The organism is Nocardia sp. NPDC006982 (assembly GCF_042869435.1).
In the GTDB taxonomy this organism is placed as follows: domain Bacteria; phylum Actinomycetota; class Actinomycetes; order Mycobacteriales; family Mycobacteriaceae; genus Nocardia.
In genome coordinates, this window is record NZ_JBIAFV010000004.1 from 56,078 (window position 1) to 72,741 (window position 16,664).

The 16,664-nt window shown below is 66.4% G+C and carries 12 protein-coding genes; 3 read left to right on the forward strand and 9 right to left on the reverse strand.

Going from position 1 to position 16,664, the window contains the following annotated elements:
• Window positions 1-96: 96 nt before the first annotated feature.
• On the reverse strand, window positions 97-1,848 hold the full coding sequence (locus tag ACFYOW_RS17250) for an acyl-CoA dehydrogenase family protein (RefSeq protein WP_387288945.1): 1,752 nt from the start codon (window positions 1,846-1,848) through the stop codon (window positions 97-99).
• Between the two features lie 159 nt (window positions 1,849-2,007).
• The gene (locus ACFYOW_RS17255; RefSeq protein ID WP_387288946.1) at window positions 2,008-3,762 is read right to left on the reverse strand and encodes a proline--tRNA ligase; all 1,755 of its coding nucleotides are present in this window, start codon (window positions 3,760-3,762) and stop codon (window positions 2,008-2,010) included.
• Window positions 3,763-3,977: 215 nt separating this feature from the next.
• On the opposite strand from ACFYOW_RS17255, the gene yaaA reads away from it, so the two are divergent.
• A complete protein-coding gene (gene yaaA, locus ACFYOW_RS17260) occupies window positions 3,978-4,724 on the forward strand; it encodes a peroxide stress protein YaaA (RefSeq protein ID WP_387290026.1) in 747 nt (248 codons plus the stop codon).
• A gap of 88 nt (window positions 4,725-4,812) precedes the next feature.
• On the opposite strand, the gene ACFYOW_RS17265 is transcribed toward yaaA, so the two are convergent.
• From ACFYOW_RS17265 to ACFYOW_RS17280, 4 genes are all read right to left on the reverse strand, one after another.
• The gene (locus ACFYOW_RS17265) at window positions 4,813-5,628 is read right to left on the reverse strand and encodes a hypothetical protein (protein ID WP_387288948.1); all 816 of its coding nucleotides are present in this window, start codon (window positions 5,626-5,628) and stop codon (window positions 4,813-4,815) included.
• 369 nt (window positions 5,629-5,997) lie between these two features.
• Entirely contained in the window at window positions 5,998-6,675 is a 678-nt protein-coding gene (locus tag ACFYOW_RS17270) for an NADPH-dependent F420 reductase (protein ID WP_387288950.1), read from the reverse strand.
• Window positions 6,676-7,139: 464 nt separating this feature from the next.
• The gene (locus ACFYOW_RS17275) at window positions 7,140-8,507 is read right to left on the reverse strand and encodes an aspartate aminotransferase family protein (RefSeq protein ID WP_387288952.1); all 1,368 of its coding nucleotides are present in this window, start codon (window positions 8,505-8,507) and stop codon (window positions 7,140-7,142) included.
• 17 nt (window positions 8,508-8,524) lie between these two features.
• A complete protein-coding gene (locus ACFYOW_RS17280) occupies window positions 8,525-10,015 on the reverse strand; it encodes a CoA-acylating methylmalonate-semialdehyde dehydrogenase (RefSeq protein WP_387288954.1) in 1,491 nt (496 codons plus the stop codon).
• Between the two features lie 120 nt (window positions 10,016-10,135).
• On the opposite strand from ACFYOW_RS17280, the gene ACFYOW_RS17285 reads away from it, so the two are divergent.
• Both ACFYOW_RS17285 and ACFYOW_RS17290 read left to right on the forward strand, forming a co-directional pair.
• Window positions 10,136-11,752 (forward strand): PucR family transcriptional regulator, encoded by a 1,617-nt coding sequence (locus tag ACFYOW_RS17285; protein WP_387288955.1) that lies wholly within the window; start codon window positions 10,136-10,138, stop codon window positions 11,750-11,752.
• A gap of 50 nt (window positions 11,753-11,802) precedes the next feature.
• On the forward strand, window positions 11,803-12,210 hold the full coding sequence (locus ACFYOW_RS17290; protein WP_387288957.1) for a PPOX class F420-dependent oxidoreductase: 408 nt from the start codon (window positions 11,803-11,805) through the stop codon (window positions 12,208-12,210).
• Window positions 12,211-12,227: 17 nt separating this feature from the next.
• On the opposite strand, the gene ACFYOW_RS17295 is transcribed toward ACFYOW_RS17290, so the two are convergent.
• The 3 genes from ACFYOW_RS17295 to cobA form a co-directional block, all read right to left on the reverse strand.
• A complete protein-coding gene (locus ACFYOW_RS17295) occupies window positions 12,228-13,709 on the reverse strand; it encodes an MFS transporter (RefSeq protein WP_387288959.1) in 1,482 nt (493 codons plus the stop codon).
• Between the two features lie 2 nt (window positions 13,710-13,711).
• Window positions 13,712-15,262: an MFS transporter gene (locus ACFYOW_RS17300; RefSeq protein WP_387288961.1), complete on the reverse strand. Its 1,551-nt coding sequence runs from the start codon at window positions 15,260-15,262 to the stop codon at window positions 13,712-13,714.
• A 128-nt stretch (window positions 15,263-15,390) separates the two neighbouring features.
• Window positions 15,391-16,650, reverse strand: a complete 1,260-nt coding sequence (gene cobA, locus ACFYOW_RS17305; protein WP_387290028.1) for a uroporphyrinogen-III C-methyltransferase — start codon at window positions 16,648-16,650, stop codon at window positions 15,391-15,393.
• Window positions 16,651-16,664: the final 14 nt, after the last annotated feature.

The window sequence follows — 16,664 nt, forward strand, 5'->3', positions numbered from 1 at the left end:
CGAACAGCTCGGGGCCTGCTGTCCGATGGCGACCACCGCCGCGGATCTCGACACCCGCAGCGCCCGGTAGGCAGATTTCGCGCCGCGCGCGAGTGACTACGGGCGCATTTCGTAGGTGCCGTCGTAGGCGGCGACTTCGGCCCAGACGCGGTCGAAGCGGGGACGGTCGGTGACCGGCGGGCGCAGGGCGGAGGCGGCCCAGGCCTGCTGGTCGGGGGTGGCGGAGGGCTTGCCGTAGAGGGTGGTGGCGTGGCCGTTGAAGTCGCGGATCTGGAAGTCGAAGATCTGCTCGATGATGTCGCGGTCCAAGCCGGTGGCAGCGGCCTGCTCCAGGATCAGCTGGCCGTAGACCACCAGGGAGAAAAGGTGGCCGATGGTCAGCATGAAGTCGAGGTCCTTCTGCTGATCGGCATCGGGTGCTGCCGTGGTCAGCAGGGTGCGCAGGGCCTGGGCTTGCTCGTAGAAGCGCGCGACATTCGGCAGATCGGCGTGCTTTTCATACACCGGAGTCCAGTCGGCGAACTGCACCTTGCCCGCGCCACGAGCCGGACCCTGCCGGAAGAAGAACTCGTCGTCGGCGGCATCGACACGGGTGCCGATCTCCGGGTAGTCCTTCGGGTTGAACAGGTAGTTCGGCATGAACTTCAGGATCTGGCCGACATTGACGTGCACCGTGCCCTCGAGCCGGGGCAAGGTGCCGATATAGCGGGCGACCTGCGCGAAGTAGGTGTTCTTCTCGAACCCCTTGGCGGCGAGCACATCCAGCAGCAACGTCATGACGGTCTCGCCCTCGGAGGTCACCTTGGACTTGGTCATCGGGTTGAACAGCAGGTAGCGGCGGTCCTCGAGGCCGGCGCTGCGGAAATAGTCGACGGCGCGGTCGCTGAACAGCTTCATCGCGACGATGCGCGCGTACGCATCCACGAAATTCGTTCGCACATGCGGGAATTCGGTGACGGCCCGGCCGTAGAGGATGCGGTTGTTGGAGTGCGTGATGGCCTCGTAGAACGAGTGCTCGACCATGCCGATGCTGCCGTGGCACAGGTTGAACTTGCCGACATTGACGGTGTTGAGCGCGGCGGAGAAGGCCTCGGGACCGGTGGACAGGATGTCGGCGGCGGTCACCGGGTAGTCGTGCAGCGCGAAGGTGCTGACATACAGCTGACCGTGGATGACGTTGTCGATGAGCTCGTAGTTGTCGTGGCGGCTGTCCGCGGCGAACCACACATAGCCGTCCGCGCCCTCGATATCGGCGCGGCGGGAGAACACCGACACCATCGATGCGACATTGCCATTGCCGATGTAGTACTTGACGCCATTGGCGCGGAACAGGATGCCGGCCTCGGCATCGGCACTGCCCGGCTCGGTCGGCGTCAGGATCAGGTCGGTGTTGTAGATGTCGGCACCGTGATCGCGCTCGGACAGACCGAATGCCATCACCTGGCCATCGGCGAGATCGGCGGCCGCGCGCTTCTTGGCGTCCTCGTTATCGCTCTGCCAGATCGGGCCGAGGCCGAGGATGGTGACCTGCTCGGCATACCAGTACGCGAGACCGTAGAAGCCGAAGATCTCCGACAGCGCCGCATTGCGCGCACCGTCCCACCGCCGGCTCGCGTCACCGTCGGCGTAGGCGGCCGGCGTCAGGAAGGTCGCGAACAGACGCTCCTTCTTGACGAACTCGAGGAAATCCGACACCCACACCGCGTCCGCGTCATCGGCCAGCAGCTGCCGCTTGCCCCGCGACTCGAACCACTCGATGGTGGCCTTGAGCAGCCGCCGCGTCTCGGCGTCGAACTGCTTCGGGTCATAGCTGGTGGGGTTGAACAACAACGCGTCGGTGCTCGTCATGCCGCTAACTTACCAGCGGGTAATAGCAGTAAGAAGCGGGTCCGGGATTACCGCGCGCCACGAATCGTGCCTACGGAACCGTAGGTCCGGACGAATGCGAGAAGCCCGGCCGACTGGGCTCGGTCGACCGGGCTTCCCCATCGGTTGTCGAAGGCAGACCTACCGCCCGCCGCGGACCTGCGCGAGCACCGATTCGACTACCGAATCGGCCGGGACCTCGGTCGATTCGCCGGTGAAGCGGTCGCGGATCTCGACCTTGCCCTCGGCCCAGCCGCGGCCGACGACCACGACCAGCGGAACGCCGATCAGCTCGGAATCCTTGAACTTCACACCGGGCGAGGCCTTGCGGTCGTCCAGGACGACGTCGAGTCCGGCCGTATCCAGCAGCGCCGCAACCTGTTCGCCGCCCTCGCGCGAGGATTCGTCCTTGTTCGCGATCACCACGTGCACGTCGAACGGCGCGACCTCGCGCGGCCAGCGCAGCCCCTTCTCGTCGTGCTGCTGTTCGGCGATCACCGCGACCATGCGGGAGACGCCGACGCCGTAGGAGCCCATGGTGAGCCGCACCGGCTTGCCGTTCTCGCCGAGCACATCGACCTCGAACGCGTCGGTGTACTTGTTGCCGAGCTGGAAGATGTGGCCGATCTCGATGCCGCGGGCGGATACCAGGACGCCGCGCCCGTCGGGCGAGGGATCGCCGTCACGCACCTCGGCGGCCTCGATGGTGCCGTCAGGGGTGAAATCGCGGCCAGCGACCAGGCCGACGACGTGCTTGCCCGGCTCGTCGGCGCCGGTGATCCAGCTGGTTCCGGTGCCGATGCGCGGGTCGACGAGATAGCGAACACCGTTGGCCTGCAATGCCTTCGGGCCGATGTAGCCCTTGACCAGGAACGGGTTGGCGGCGAAATCGGCCTCGGTGAGCAGTTCTACCTCGGCCGGTTCGACCGAGGCGCCGAGGCGCTTGTCGTCGACCTCGCGGTCGCCCGGAATACCGATGCCGAGCAGTTCGGTCTTGCCGTCCGGGTGGCGCAGCTTGACCATGATGTTCTTCAGGGTGTCGGCCGCGGTGACCGGTTGCGCGGAGAAGCCCGCACCGTTCGCCCAATCCACCAGCGTCGCGATGGTCGGGGTGTTCGGGGTGTCGTGTACGACGGCCGCGGGCAGGCCCTCGATGGGTTGCGGTTCGGCAGCGGGCGTGACCACCGCTTCCACATTCGCGGCGTAGCCGGACTCGCGGCACACCACGTAGGTGTCCTCGCCGACCGGGCTGTCGGCGAGGAATTCCTCCGACGCGCTGCCGCCCATCGCGCCCGAGGTGGCCGCGACGATGACGTACTTGACCATGAGCCGGTTGAAAATGCGCTGGTAGGCCTCGCGATGCGCGTTGTAGCTGGCCTTGAGTCCGTCCTCGTCGAGATCGAAGGAATAGGAGTCCTTCATGATGAATTCGCGGCCACGCAGAATGCCCGCGCGCGGCCGCTCCTCGTCGCGGTACTTGGTCTGGATCTGGTAGAGCGTGACCGGCAGATCCTTGTACGAGCTGTATTCACCCTTCACCGTGAGCGCGAACAGCTCCTCGTGCGTGGGCCCCAGCAGATAGTCCGCGCCCTTGCGGTCCTGCAGCCGGAACAGTCCGTCGCCGTATTCGGTCCACCGGTTGGTGGTCTCGTACGGCTCGCGCGGCAGCAGCGCGGGCAGCGAGATCTCCTGTGCGCCGATGGCGTTCATCTCCTCCCGCACGACCTGCTCGACCCGCCGCAGCACCCGCAGGCCCAGCGGCAGCCACGAGTACACGCCCGGGGCGATGCGCCGCACATATCCGGCGCGGACGAGGAGTTTGTGACTGGGCACCTCGGCGTCGGCGGGATCGTCGCGCAGGGTACGCAGGAACAGGTGGGAGAGGCGGGTGATCACGGAACGACAGGGTAGTCGCTGGCCCGACGATGTCTGCAACGCATTGGCCCATTTCGGCATGAGCCGGGGGCTCTCCGTGGTTACGCAAGCTACCGCCTCCGAGCCCTGACCGCTCACGACTCCACCTCGCTGGCGCTCGGCTCCGCCGTGCGCGATTGCGCGCTGTGTTGATGGTTCACTCGCTGACGCTCGCTCACGCGGTACCCTATCCGCTCGTGCTGGTGCTGCTGCCCCCTTCCGAAACCAAGTCCGATGGCGGAACCGATGTGCCGCTGGAGCTGGAGTCGCTGGCGATGCCGCAGCTCACGGCGGTGCGCGACCGGCTCATCGACGAGGTCGTGAAGTTGGCCGCCGACCCGGACGCTTCGCGCGCGGTGCTCGGCCTCGGCAAGGGGGCCGATACCGAGATCGCGCGCAATGCGACGCTGCGCACGTCAGCCACCCGGCCCGCACTGGAGCGCTACACCGGCGTGCTCTACGACGCCCTCGATGCCCGCTCCTTCACCAAGGTCCAACGCGCCAAGGCCTATACCCGCCTCGGCATCGGCTCCGCTCTCTTCGGCGCCGTCCGCGCCGACGACCTCATCCCCGCCTACCGGCTCTCCGGCGGTGCCAAACTTCCCGGCCTCCCGACACTTTCCGCCATCTGGCGTGATGTCCTGCCCGACGCGCTGGTCGCCGAGGCCGCCGGTGAACTCGTCATCGACCTGCGCTCGGGCACATACCAGCAGCTCGGCCGCATCCCCGATGCCATCACCGCCAATGTCCTCACCGAACATCCGGACGGCTCACGAACCGTGGTGAGCCACTTCAACAAACACCACAAGGGCCTACTCGCCCGCGCCCTCGTCCTCACCCGCGCCGACCCCACCGACATCCGCGCCGTAGCCCGCATCGCCACCAAATCCGGCCTCCGCGCCGAAATAGCCTCCCCCACCGAACTCCTCATCATCACCAGCTGAGGTACGGCCGCGGCCTCCCTACCTTCTGCGAGGTATGCGCTGGCTCTGTGTGACCGCTTCACTCGCGGAAGGCGGTGGGTTGCGTCGGTCATCCGCGCTCGGTGGCACACCAGGTGCCGGCTCGGTGGATTCGGGAGGCGAAGGCGGCGGCTCGGGCCAGCCGGGTCAGCCAGCGGTCCGGGGTGTCCAGGTCAGGCCAGGTCCAGCGGACAACGGCCCAACCCAGGGCGCGCAGGGCGTCCTCGCAGAGCTTTTCGGCGATCACGGTGGATTCGGGCGAAGCGTGGCGGGAGTTGTTGCGGTACTTGATCATTCCATCGAACTCGCCGATGACGCCCAGCGTCGGGAACAGGAAATCGACTCGGGCGACGAATCCGCCGTTGATATCCAGGACGGTCGGCTGGAGTTCCGGTGCGGGCAGTCCGGCACGGCACAAGACAACCCGGCTCCGCGATTCGCCGGGGCTCTCGGCGCGGCCGTCGAGGAAGTCGATGACGCGGCGCGCGGCCGGACAGCCCGGGCGGCCGTTCGCGCGCAGTAGTTGTTCCGCCAGTTCGGCACTGCTGGTACGCCCGAGGCGCAGTGCGGCATCACCCACCACGACAGCTTGTTCGAAGGGCACGGTTCTGGCCAGGTCGACGATCGTGCGCGCCGCTGTCGTCACCCGCAGATCGCCGATCTGCACCACCTCGTCCGACTCGATGGACGCGGCGTGCATCATGACCCGCCTACCCGTGCGTGCCCCGGTTCTTCTATCGCGGGTCAAATGAACCCGTGCCAACGGGATCGACCACACCGGCAGACCGTGCACGACAGCCGCGGAGATGTGACTGACGACGGCAGCTGAACTGGAGCCCGCGGCGACAGCACCGGTCAGCACCAGATGCCTTTGTTCAGTAGTCATTTCGCCGATATCGACCGCACTCAGGTACTGCCCCCGACACACCCGCTGCCAAGGCCGCCTGCTCAGCTCACGTCCGGTGAATCCAGCTTCCAGCGCATTCCGCCGGGAAATAGTTCGAGGTATTTCCACCCCCCGATGTTCCCGACCACCCCCACCAAGCCGAAAGCCCCAACCCACGGATTGTGGATAACTCGCACCCTGTGCATAACTCTGCTCCCCCTGCCTGGCCACGCGAGCCACAGTGACAGAGGTTGGCGCAGAACAGGGCAACGCCGCGCACAAGCTGCAACCTATGCGCGACGTCCAGTGGATATGCGACACCACCCGTGGCGTGCTCGGGTGCTCGGCGTGGTGTCGTCCAGAGCGCTGTCAGCGCTGCGCGGCGGTGAGGGCGGCGCGGATCTTTTCGGCGGGAGCGGGGGCAGCGGGGTGCTCCCAGAACGGGAGGTCCGCGGCGTAGGGGTCGCCGTAGACGGGAGTGTTTACCTGGGAGCGCCAGCTTTCGGTGAGGGGGCCCGCATCGACAATGTCGTAGCCGAGGGTGTCGAGTAGTTCGGTGGCGGCTTTTTTCGCGTCGGCGTCGTCGCCTGCGATGGGCAGGGCCGAGCGGTCGGGGGCACCGGCGGGGCGGGCGAGGGTGGCCAAGTGGGGATAGAAAATATTGTTGAAGGCCTTGACGACCTTCGAGGTCGGCAGGTGGCGTTGCAGCAGCTCACTGCTGGTGGTGGTGCCGTCCTCGAGTTCGGGGAAGGTGCCGTCGCGGTCCGGGTAGTAGTTGTTGGTGTCGATGACGACCTTGCCTGCCAGCGGCTGCACCGGGACCTGCCGGTAGTTCTTCAACGGCACCGTGACCACGACGATGTCACCGGCCGCGGCCGCCTCCGCGGCCGTTGCGGCGCGCGCCCGCGGCCCGAGCTCGGCCACCAGCTCCGCCAGCGTTTCCGGACCACGTGAATTACTGACCACGACATCGAGTCCGGCCGCGACGGCCAACCGTGCCAGGGTGCCGCCGATATTCCCGCTACCGATCAATCCAAGCGTTGTCATGCCCGGTCCCAACCGAGTTGAGGCCGCGATTGTTCCGACATGCCATCGGTGCGCTCCGATATCGCGGCTGACGGTCACACCGGCTTCGACGACGGTTCCGCGGCGATGAACAACGCCGCCACCAGCTCGCCGGCGGCAATCCGACGCACTCGACGCATCGGAGCCGGCCAAGGCGACCGACGAACCGAATTCGGTGTCGAGGTTGGCTCTGACGACCGCTGCAAGGCGCCGACGCCAGGCTCCATGCGCGCATCGCAGCAGAGAACCGGGTGGTCGACGTGGCGCGAAGCTAGGTTCGCCTGTCCTCCGGCGTGATTGCCTCGACCGCCAAAGGCGAACGGAAGCCAGGTCACCGACCGCAAGACCGGTGATGTGATCTTCCGCTACCTCTTCCGCTGAACCGGTCGGTGGCGAAGAAACCCGGGGGCAGGCTACGCACTCGGGTTCCCTTGCGTTGGAACAGGTCAGAGCGTGTGCTCGTCGGCGAGCACGAGTACACGGTCGAGAATGTCCAAACCTTCTTTGGCCTCGGCCTCGTCGATGATGCACGGCGGAACCACATGCAGTCGGTTGAAGTTGACGAACAGCAGCAGGCCCGCCGCCTTGGCCGCGGCAACCGTTTCGTTCATGGCCGCGCTGGTCCCGCCATAGGGCGCCAGCGGCTCGCGAGTTCGCTTGTCCCGCACCAGTTCCAGTGCCCAGAACACACCGGCCCCGCGCACATCACCGATGCTGGGGTGGCGTTCGGCAAGTTCACGCAGGCCGGGGCCGAGGACGCGGGTACCGATATCGGCGGCGTTCTCCACGATGCGCTCGTCCCGCATCGCGTTGATGGTCGCGACCGCCGCGGCCGTCGCCAGCGGATGGCCTGAATAGGTCAGCCCGCCAGGGTACGGACGATCATCGAAGGTCGCCGCGATGGCGGGACTGATCGCGACACCGCCGAGCGGCACATAACCGGAGTTCACCCCTTTGGCGAAGGTCAGCAGGTCGGGAACGACGGCCTCGAAATGCTCTATGGCGAACCACTTTCCGGTGCGCCCGAACCCCGACATCACCTCATCGGCTATGAAGACGATGCCGTATTTGTCGCACAGCGCCCGGACACCCGCCATATACCGGGGCGGCGGGACCATGATTCCCGCTGTGCCGGGGATGGATTCGAGCACGACGGCGGCAATCGTGTCCGGTCCCTCGAACACAATTGTCTGTTCGAGATGCGCCAAAGCCCTTTCGGCTTCCTCGGTTTCGGTGCTCGCATGGAATTGCGAGCGATACAGGAACGGACCGAAGAAATGGACGACGCCGCTGTTGCCGTGGTCGTTGGGCCAGCGCCGCGGGTCGCCGGTGAGGTTGATCGCGGTCTCGGTGCCGCCGTGATAGGACCGGTAGCGCGAAAGCACCTTGTAGCGGCCGGTATGCAGGCGCGCCAGCCGAACCGCGTGTTCCACGGCATCGGCGCCGCCATTGGTGAAGAAGATCTTGTCGAGTTCGCCCGGGGTCCGCTCGGCGATCAGCCGGGCGGCCTCGGAGCGGGCATCGTTGATGTGCTGCGGTGCGACGGTGCACAGCTTGGCGGCCTGCTCCTGCACCGCGGCAACGACTTTCGGATGCTGGTGACCGATATTGGTGTTCACCATCTGCGACGAGAAATCGAGCAGCCGATTACCGTCGGCGTCCCATACGTAGCAGCCATCTGCTGCCGTAATGGTCATCGGCATCCGGTGCGCCTGCGCGGACCACGAGTGGAATACGTGGCGGCGGTCGAGCTCGTAGGCGCGGGTGGCGGCCTGCCGGGCGAGTTCGGGTGCCGATCCATTCGGGAGGGTCATCGAATTCTCCTGCGTAGCTACTTGTTCTGCGGGAATCCGAGTTCGAGACCGCCGTGGCTCGGATCGAGCCAACGCGTCGTGACGGCCTTACCACGGGTGAAGAAATGCACGCCCTCTATGCCGTGCGCATGCGAATCGCCGAACAGCGAATTCTTCCAGCCGCCGAAGCTGTAGTAGGCCATCGGAACCGGGATCGGCACATTGATGCCGACCATGCCGACCTCCACCTCATTGTGGAAGCGCCGGGCCGCACCGCCGTCATTGGTGAAGATGGCGGTCCCGTTGCCATAGGGATTGTCGTTGACCAGTGCCAGCGCCTCGTCGTAGCCGTCGACGCGCACGACCGACAGGACCGGGCCGAAGATTTCGTCGGTATAGACGCTCATCTCGGTGCCCACATGATCGAGAATCGTCGGGCCGAGCCAGAATCCATCCGCTGCACCATCGGCTTCGACGCCGCGGCCGTCGAGAACGACACTGGCACCGGCGGATTCGCCCGCATCGATATAGGCGGCGACGCGATCGCGATGCTCGCGGGTCACCAGCGGACCCATATCGGTATCGCGGGTGCCGTCACCGGTCTTGATGGTCTTCGCGCGCTCGGCGATCTTGGCGACCAGTTCGTCGCCGACCGCACCGACCGCCAGCACCACACTGATCGCCATGCAGCGCTCCCCCGCGGAACCGAATCCGGCATTCACCGCGGCATCGGCGGCCAGATCCAGATCGGCATCGGGCAGCACCACCATGTGGTTCTTCGCGCCGCCGAGCGCCTGCACGCGCTTACCGGCGGCGGTGCCGCGCTGGTAGACGTACTTCGCGACGGGTGTGGAGCCGACGAACGAGACGGCCTTGATATGCGGATTGTCGAGCAGTTCGTCGACCGCGACCTTATCGCCCTGTAGCACATTGAAAACCCCTGCGGGCAAACCGGCTTCGTGCCACAGCTCGGCCAGCCACAGCGATGATGACGGATCCTTCTCGCTCGGCTTGAGCACCACGGTATTCCCGGCGGCGATCGCGATCGGGAAGAACCACATCGGCACCATCGCCGGAAAGTTGAACGGTGATATCACCGCGACCGGCCCCAGCGGCTGACGGATCGAGAAGATATCCACCTTCGTCGAGGCGTTCTCGGTGAAGCCGCCCTTGATCAAATGCGGTACACCACAGGCAAATTCGACCACTTCTAGGCCGCGGTTCACTTCGCCGAGCGCATCGGCGTGCACCTTGCCGTGTTCGGTGGTGATCAGCTTGGCGAGTTCTTCCTTGCGCTCGTTGAGCAGTTCGCGGAACCGGAACAGGATCTGTGTGCGCCGCGCCAGCGAGGTGTCGCGCCATTCCGGGAACGCCGCCTTCGCCGATGCGATCACCGCCCTGGCATCCTCGACACCGGCCAGCGCTACCTGCCCGGTCACCACCCCGGTCGCCGGATTCGTTACCGGCGCGGTCGCCGAGCTCGTGCCCGCGAAGGGTTTGCCGTCGAGCCAGTGCGCGATTGTCTGCATATCTCCTCGATTCGATCCCGAGCTCCGGATGGTGTCGTGGTTTCGACTCTGCACCATCGATGCCCGATTTCGACCCGACGTTCTGTATGCGATTTCGGATTTCCTATTACGATTTGTCGGATGCTGCTCTCTGTCGCCGATGTGCTGACAATGCCGGTTGTGCGCGCGGGCGAGCCAGAGGTCGTCGGTGCGGCGGCGCTGGATCGGCCGGTGCGCTGGGTGCACGTCAGCGACCTGCCGGAGGTCGCCGAATTGCTGGTCGGCGGCGAGCTGATGCTGACTACGGGCTTGGCATTGACCGGCAGCGACGAGTCGACGGTCACGTATCTGAATTCGCTGGCCACCGCGGGGGTCGCCGGACTGGTCATCGAGCTCGGCGAGGCCGTGCCGCGGTTATCACCGATCGTCGCCGAGACGGCCGACGCACTCGGACTCCCGGTCATCGCGCTGCATCGCGTCACTCGCTTCGTGGAGATCACCGAGGCGGTGCACCGGGTGATCGTGGCCGACCAGTACGCCGAACTCGAATTCGCGCGCACCGTGCACGAGACGTTCACCGAGCTCAGCGTGCGCCGCGCCGCGCTGGCCGAAATCGTCGAGACGGCCGCGGACATGCTCGATTCCTCGGTCGTACTGGAAGATCTGGCGCACCGGGTGCTGGCGCTGACCGCCCGGCATACCAGCACCTCGGCGATTCTGGAGAACTGGGAGACCACCTCGCGACTGCTGCCCGAGGGCTGGGATGTGGTGCAGGTCGGCCCGCATACCCAGCGCTGGGGTCGGCTGATCCTGCGTTCGAGCGGGTTGGCGACGCCGCGCGCCCGCATGGTGCTCGAGCGTGCCGCACAGACGCTGACGCTGCATCGGATGATCGATAAGGATCGCTTCGGCCTGCATCGCCAAGCGCAGACCGGACTGATCGACGATATGGTCAACGGCCGCGTCCTCGACGAACGCGATGCGCAGGCCAGGGCGGCCGCATTGGGCCTGTTGACCCGCCGCGCGCACTACGTTCCGCTCGCGATTGACGTTGCCGCCCTTGCCGAATCCGATCAGGTCGCCAGGCAGCGCCGCAGCGCGGGCGTGCTCGACGCGGTCACCCACGGTCTCGGACTGTCGAAGGCCACCGCATTGACCGCGGCCGAGCACGGCGACCGCGTCGGCATGGTGCTCGCGATCCCGCGCAGCGCCGATCTCGATGACACGCTCCGCACCGTGTGCTCGGCGATCATCGCCGAGGTGCGGCGGGTGGAGGGGGTGCGGCGGGTGGTCATAGGCGTTGGCGCGCAAGCGGATTCACTGCTCGACACCGCACGCCAATTGGCGCAGGCGGCGCACATCGCCGAGGTCGCGTTATCGCTGGACGCGGCATCCGATCGGCCGCGACCGTTCTATCGCAGCGGCGATATCCGGTTGCGCGGACTGCTCTCGCTGATCCGCGATGAACCCGGTGTGCAGAGCTTCGCCGAAACGGAGCTGAGCGCATTGCTGCGCTACGACATTCGGCATGCGGCCGATCTGACCCACACGTTGCGACAGTTCCTCGACGTCGCGGGCAATAAGACCGAACTCGCCAAGCGGCTCAATATCAGCAGACCGACCCTCTACGACCGGCTCGCCCGCATCGAGCGCATTCTCGACGTCGACCTCGAGGACGGCGAATCCCGCACCTCACTGCATACCGCACTGCTCATTCGCGATCTGACCGCCGACTCGAACTCCAGGACCGACAGGTGATTTCGACCGGATCGGGAATGTTCTCGAGTCGGCGATCGTTTCATCGACGCATGACAGCTGTGCTCTCCGAGGAATTGAAGAAGTACCTGGACGAGTCGAAGGTCTTCGCGACCGCGGCGACGATCGGACCGAACGGACAACCCCATTTGACCGTCATCTGGCTCGAGCGCGATGGCGACGATCTGCTGTTCTCCACGACGGTGGATCGGCAGCAGGGCAAGAATCTCGCCCGTGATCCGCGGATCACGGTGATGATCAATCCGCCGGATAATCCGTACGCGTACGCGGAGATTCGCGGCACCGCCACGATCACCCCAGATCCCGACAAGACGCTGCCGGACAAGCTGTCGCACCACTACACCGGGCTGCCATACGTCGAATTCAACCCCGCCTCCGTCAATGACGGACCACGCGTAATCGTGCGGGTGACCCCGCGCAAGGTCGCCGGTCGCCTGTGAGCTCACGGCCGGGCGGCTCAGCTCTGCCCGGCCTCTTCCCTTGCGTGCTGCGCCTGGCCTACCTCGGCTGCCGTGTAGCGCAGTGTCAGTGCCACCATCCCCACCAGCAGTGCGCCGAAGGCGGTGACGAAAAGCACCAGCGTGTAACCACTTCCGAGCGCATCCAACTCCGCGGGCGTCATACCGGCGGGCTTACCCGTTCGCCCGCCCAGCGACACCGTCCGGGATGCGGCGACCGGCGCGAGCAGGCCGATCGCGACGGGTGTGCCGAGGTTCATGAACATCTGGCCGACCGCGGATAGCGGGCCGATATTCTCCGGCGCGACGCCGACCAATACGCACAGCGGGACGATCACCACGGCCATACCGATGCCGAATCCGATCATGATGAACAGCCCCAACAGGGTCGGCCAGTACGGCACACCCCGTTCGAGCGTCGAGCCGAACAACAGCCCGACGACAAGAATCGCCGCGGCACCGCTCAACAGCCAGCGCGGCGCGACCGTCATCGCCAGCTGCGAAGCCGTGGCGGTACCCATACCAGCGCCGATGGTGAACGGGATGAACGCGACCCCGGCGACCAGCGGGCTGTAGCCGACGACATTCTGCACGAACAATCCCGCGAAATAGGTTGTCGCGGCCAGCACTCCGCTGGCCAGGAAGATAGCGCCGAAGGTGGCGACCCGATCGCGCTTGTCGAACAGCGACCAGGGCAGCAGCGGGTTGTCCACCCACCGTTCGGCGAGCACGAAGACGATCAACAACACCAGACCGGCGACAATCGAACCGATGATCACCGGACTGTCCCAGCCGAATTCGGGCGCTTCGGTCGCGCCGAATACCAGGGACGCGCAGGCGAGGGTGCCGAGTACGGCCCCGCGTACGTCCAGGGGTAGTCGGTGGTGGGTGGTGTCGCGCAGCCGCAGCACCGCACCCGTGAGGATCAACGCACCGATCGGCACATTGATCAGGAAGATCCAGCGCCAGCTCACCTCGGTGAGCGCGCCCCCGATCACCAGTCCGCCGACCGAGCCGACCGCCATCATGGAGCCGAAGATCGCGATCGCCTGATTGCGCACCCGGCCGGGCGCGAAAGTGGTCGCCACCAGGGCGAGTGCGGTCGGCGCCGCGAGCGCGGCACCGGTGCCCTGGATCGCGCGAGCCGCGATCAGCATGCCTTCGTTCTGCGCGAGTCCGCACAGCAGCGAGGCCAGTGTGAACAGTGCGACGCCGACGATGAACATGCGTTTGCGGCCGAACGAGTCGCCGATCCGGCCGCCGAGCAACATCAGACCCGCGAACGGCAGACCGTAGGCGGTGACCATCCAGGCGCTACCGGAACTCGATAGACCCAGTTCGTCCTGTAGCCGGGGCAGGGCGAGAATCACCACCGTGCCGTCGAGGACGACCATCAATTGCAGCCCGCTCAGCACCAGGATCGCCAGGCCGAAGGCCCGCCGCGTCACCGGATATGGCGTCGTAGCGGGATTGTCTGGCACAGTCAGCCACTGTAGTCAGAGCGACGGATGACAGGTAGCGGCCCCGTCCGTGGCACCACCGGCATGGAGCCGGTCCGCTGCGATTCCTCTTGCGCGTGTTGTGCCTCGGCCAGTTGTCTGGGCGTATAGCGCAATGTCAGCGCGATGAAGCCCGCCAGCACCGCGACCAGCGAGCAGACCGCGAGCACCAGCGTGTATCCGCTGCCGAGCGCGAAGATCTCGGCCTCGTTCATATCGGCCGCCTTACCGGTGCGCCCGCCCATCGACATGGTGCGCGATGCCGCGATGGGAGTGAGCAGACCGATGAATACCGGCGTCGCCAAGTTCATGAACATCTGCCCCACCGCGGACAACGGACCGATATCGGACGCAGGCACCCCGACGAGCACGCACAGCGGCGCGAGCACCATTGCCACGCCGACACCGAAGCCGATCACGATCAACAGCGGCAGCAGGGTGGTCAGGTAATTCACGCCACCGTCGAGCTGCGAGCCGACCAGCAGTCCGGCGGCCAGGACGAATGCCGCGCCGCACACCAACCAGCGCGGTGCGACGAACAGCGCCGCCTTGGAGGCCACCGCGCCGCCGATGCCGATGCCGATCGTGAACGGGATCGAAGCGATACCCGCGACCAGCGGTCCGTAGCCGAGCACATTCTGCAGGAACTGCGCGACGAAGAAGGTCATCGCACCGAGTACGCCGCCGGCCAGGAAGATCAGCATGAAGGTGGTGACCCGATCGCGGCTGTCGAACAGCGACCACGGCAGCAGCGGATCATCGACGGTGCGTTCGACGACCACGAAGACGATCAGCAACACCGCACCCGCCACCAGTGCACCGATAACGGCCGGACTCCCCCAGCCCAATTCGGGCCCCTCGGTCGCGCCGAACACGATCGACGCGCAGGCCACGGTGCCGAGCACCGCGCCGCGGATATCCAGTGGCGATCGGTGGTGTTCGGTATCCGCGAGCTGAGACAGCGCACCGAGAATGATCAATACACCGATGGGCACATTGATCAGGAAGATCCACCGCCAGGACAGCTGGGTCAGCGCACCACCGACCACCAGACCGCCGACCGAGCCGATACCGACCATCGAACCGACGATCGCAATGGCCTGATTGCGCGCCTTTCCCGGCGCGAAAGTGGTTGCCACCAGTGCGAATGCCGTCGGCGCCGCAATCGCCGCGCCCGCGCCCTGCACGGCACGGGCCGCGATCAACATGGCCTGGCTCTGCGCCAACCCGCACAGCAGCGAGGCGATGGTGAACATCCCGACGCCCAGGATCAGCATGCGTTTGCGACCGAACGCATCCCCGAGTCGCCCGCCGAGCAGCATCAGCCCCGCGAAGGTCAGACCGTAGGAGGTCACCGTCCACGCGCCGCCCGCGCTGGACATGCCCATCTCCTCCTGCAGCCGGGGCAGCGCGAAGATGACTACGGTGCCGTCGAGCACAACCATCAGCTGCAGCCCGCTCAGCACGAGAATGGCGAGCCCGAAGGCCCGCTGCGTCACCGGGTACTGCGTCTTCGCAGGAGGGTTATCGAGCACGGTGTGCCACTGTAATTGATCCGGAACCTGGGTCTCCGCTCCCGCGGGTGCGATTCATCTAGTCATAGCGAAAGTCACTGGGCGGTTGTGAGACCTTCCAGTTGCGGGAGTCCAGCGGTTGTGCAGCATCACCCGGCGGAGGACTCGGCTCGCGGTGCGGCGGATTCGGTTGAGAAGCCCGCTGTGGGGCCGATCACAACGATCGCGGGCGGGCGGATGGCTTCTTCGCGAACGCGAGCGGCGACAGTGCCGAGGTCCGCGCGCAGTACGCGTTGGGTGCGCAGGGTGCCCTCCTGTATCACCGTGGCCGGGGTGTCAGCCGGTCGGCCGCCCTCGATGAGAGCGGTGGCGAATTGTTCGATCCGCTCGACCGCCATCATGAGCACGATGGTGCCGCGCAGGCGGGCCAAGGCGGGCCAGTCGACGAGGGAATCCGGATGGTCGGGTGCGACGTGGCCGCTGACCACCACGAATTCATGGGTGACGCCGCGATGGGTCACCGGAATGCCCGCGGCGGCGGGGACGGAGATGGGGCTGGTGATGCCGGGGACCACGGTCACCGGAATGCCTTCCTCGACGCAGGCCTCGAGTTCCTCGTAGCCGCGTCCGAACACATACGGGTCGCCGCCCTTGAGCCGCACCACGAACTTGCCCGCCTTGGCGCCCTCGATCAGCGCGGAATTGATCGCCTCCTGCGCCATTGCCCGCCCGTACGGAATCTTGGCCGCGTCGATCACCTCGACGTCCGGGCCGAGTTCGGCGAGCAGCTCCGGCGGTGCGAGCCGGTCTGCGACAACGAGATTCGCGCGGGCCAGCAGGCGGCGGCCGCGCACCGTGATCAGATCCGGATCGCCGGGACCGCCCCCGACCAGTGCGACACCCGGGGTGATCGGCGTCGAATCATCGGTCACCACACCTGATTGCAGCGCCTCGAGCAGCGCATTGCGCACCGCGGCGGACCGCCGGTGCTGACCACCGGCGAGCACGCCGAGGGTGAGGCCGTCGTGCCGAGCCGTCGCCGGAGTTACCGCGGTGCCCAGCCGCGCGACGTCGGCGCGCACACAGAAGATCCGTCGCCGCGTGGCCTCCTCGACGACCGCCGCATTGGTCTCGGGTTCGTCGGTGCATGCGATCGCATACCAGGCACCGTCGAGATCGCCCTCGGCGTAGGCGCGCAATGTCAGCGTGAGTTGCCCCGACGTAGCCATTCCCTCCACAGCCGGGGTGACTTCGCGACTGATGACGTGCACGTCCGCCCCCGAGGCGATCAATAGGCCGAGCCTGCGCTGCGCCACCGTCCCCCCGCCGACCACGACGACGCGCCGCCCAATGAGATCGAGCCCGACCAGGTAGTTCGGATCACTCGCGGGACGGTCGGCCGGGTTGATTTCCGGCTGGTCAT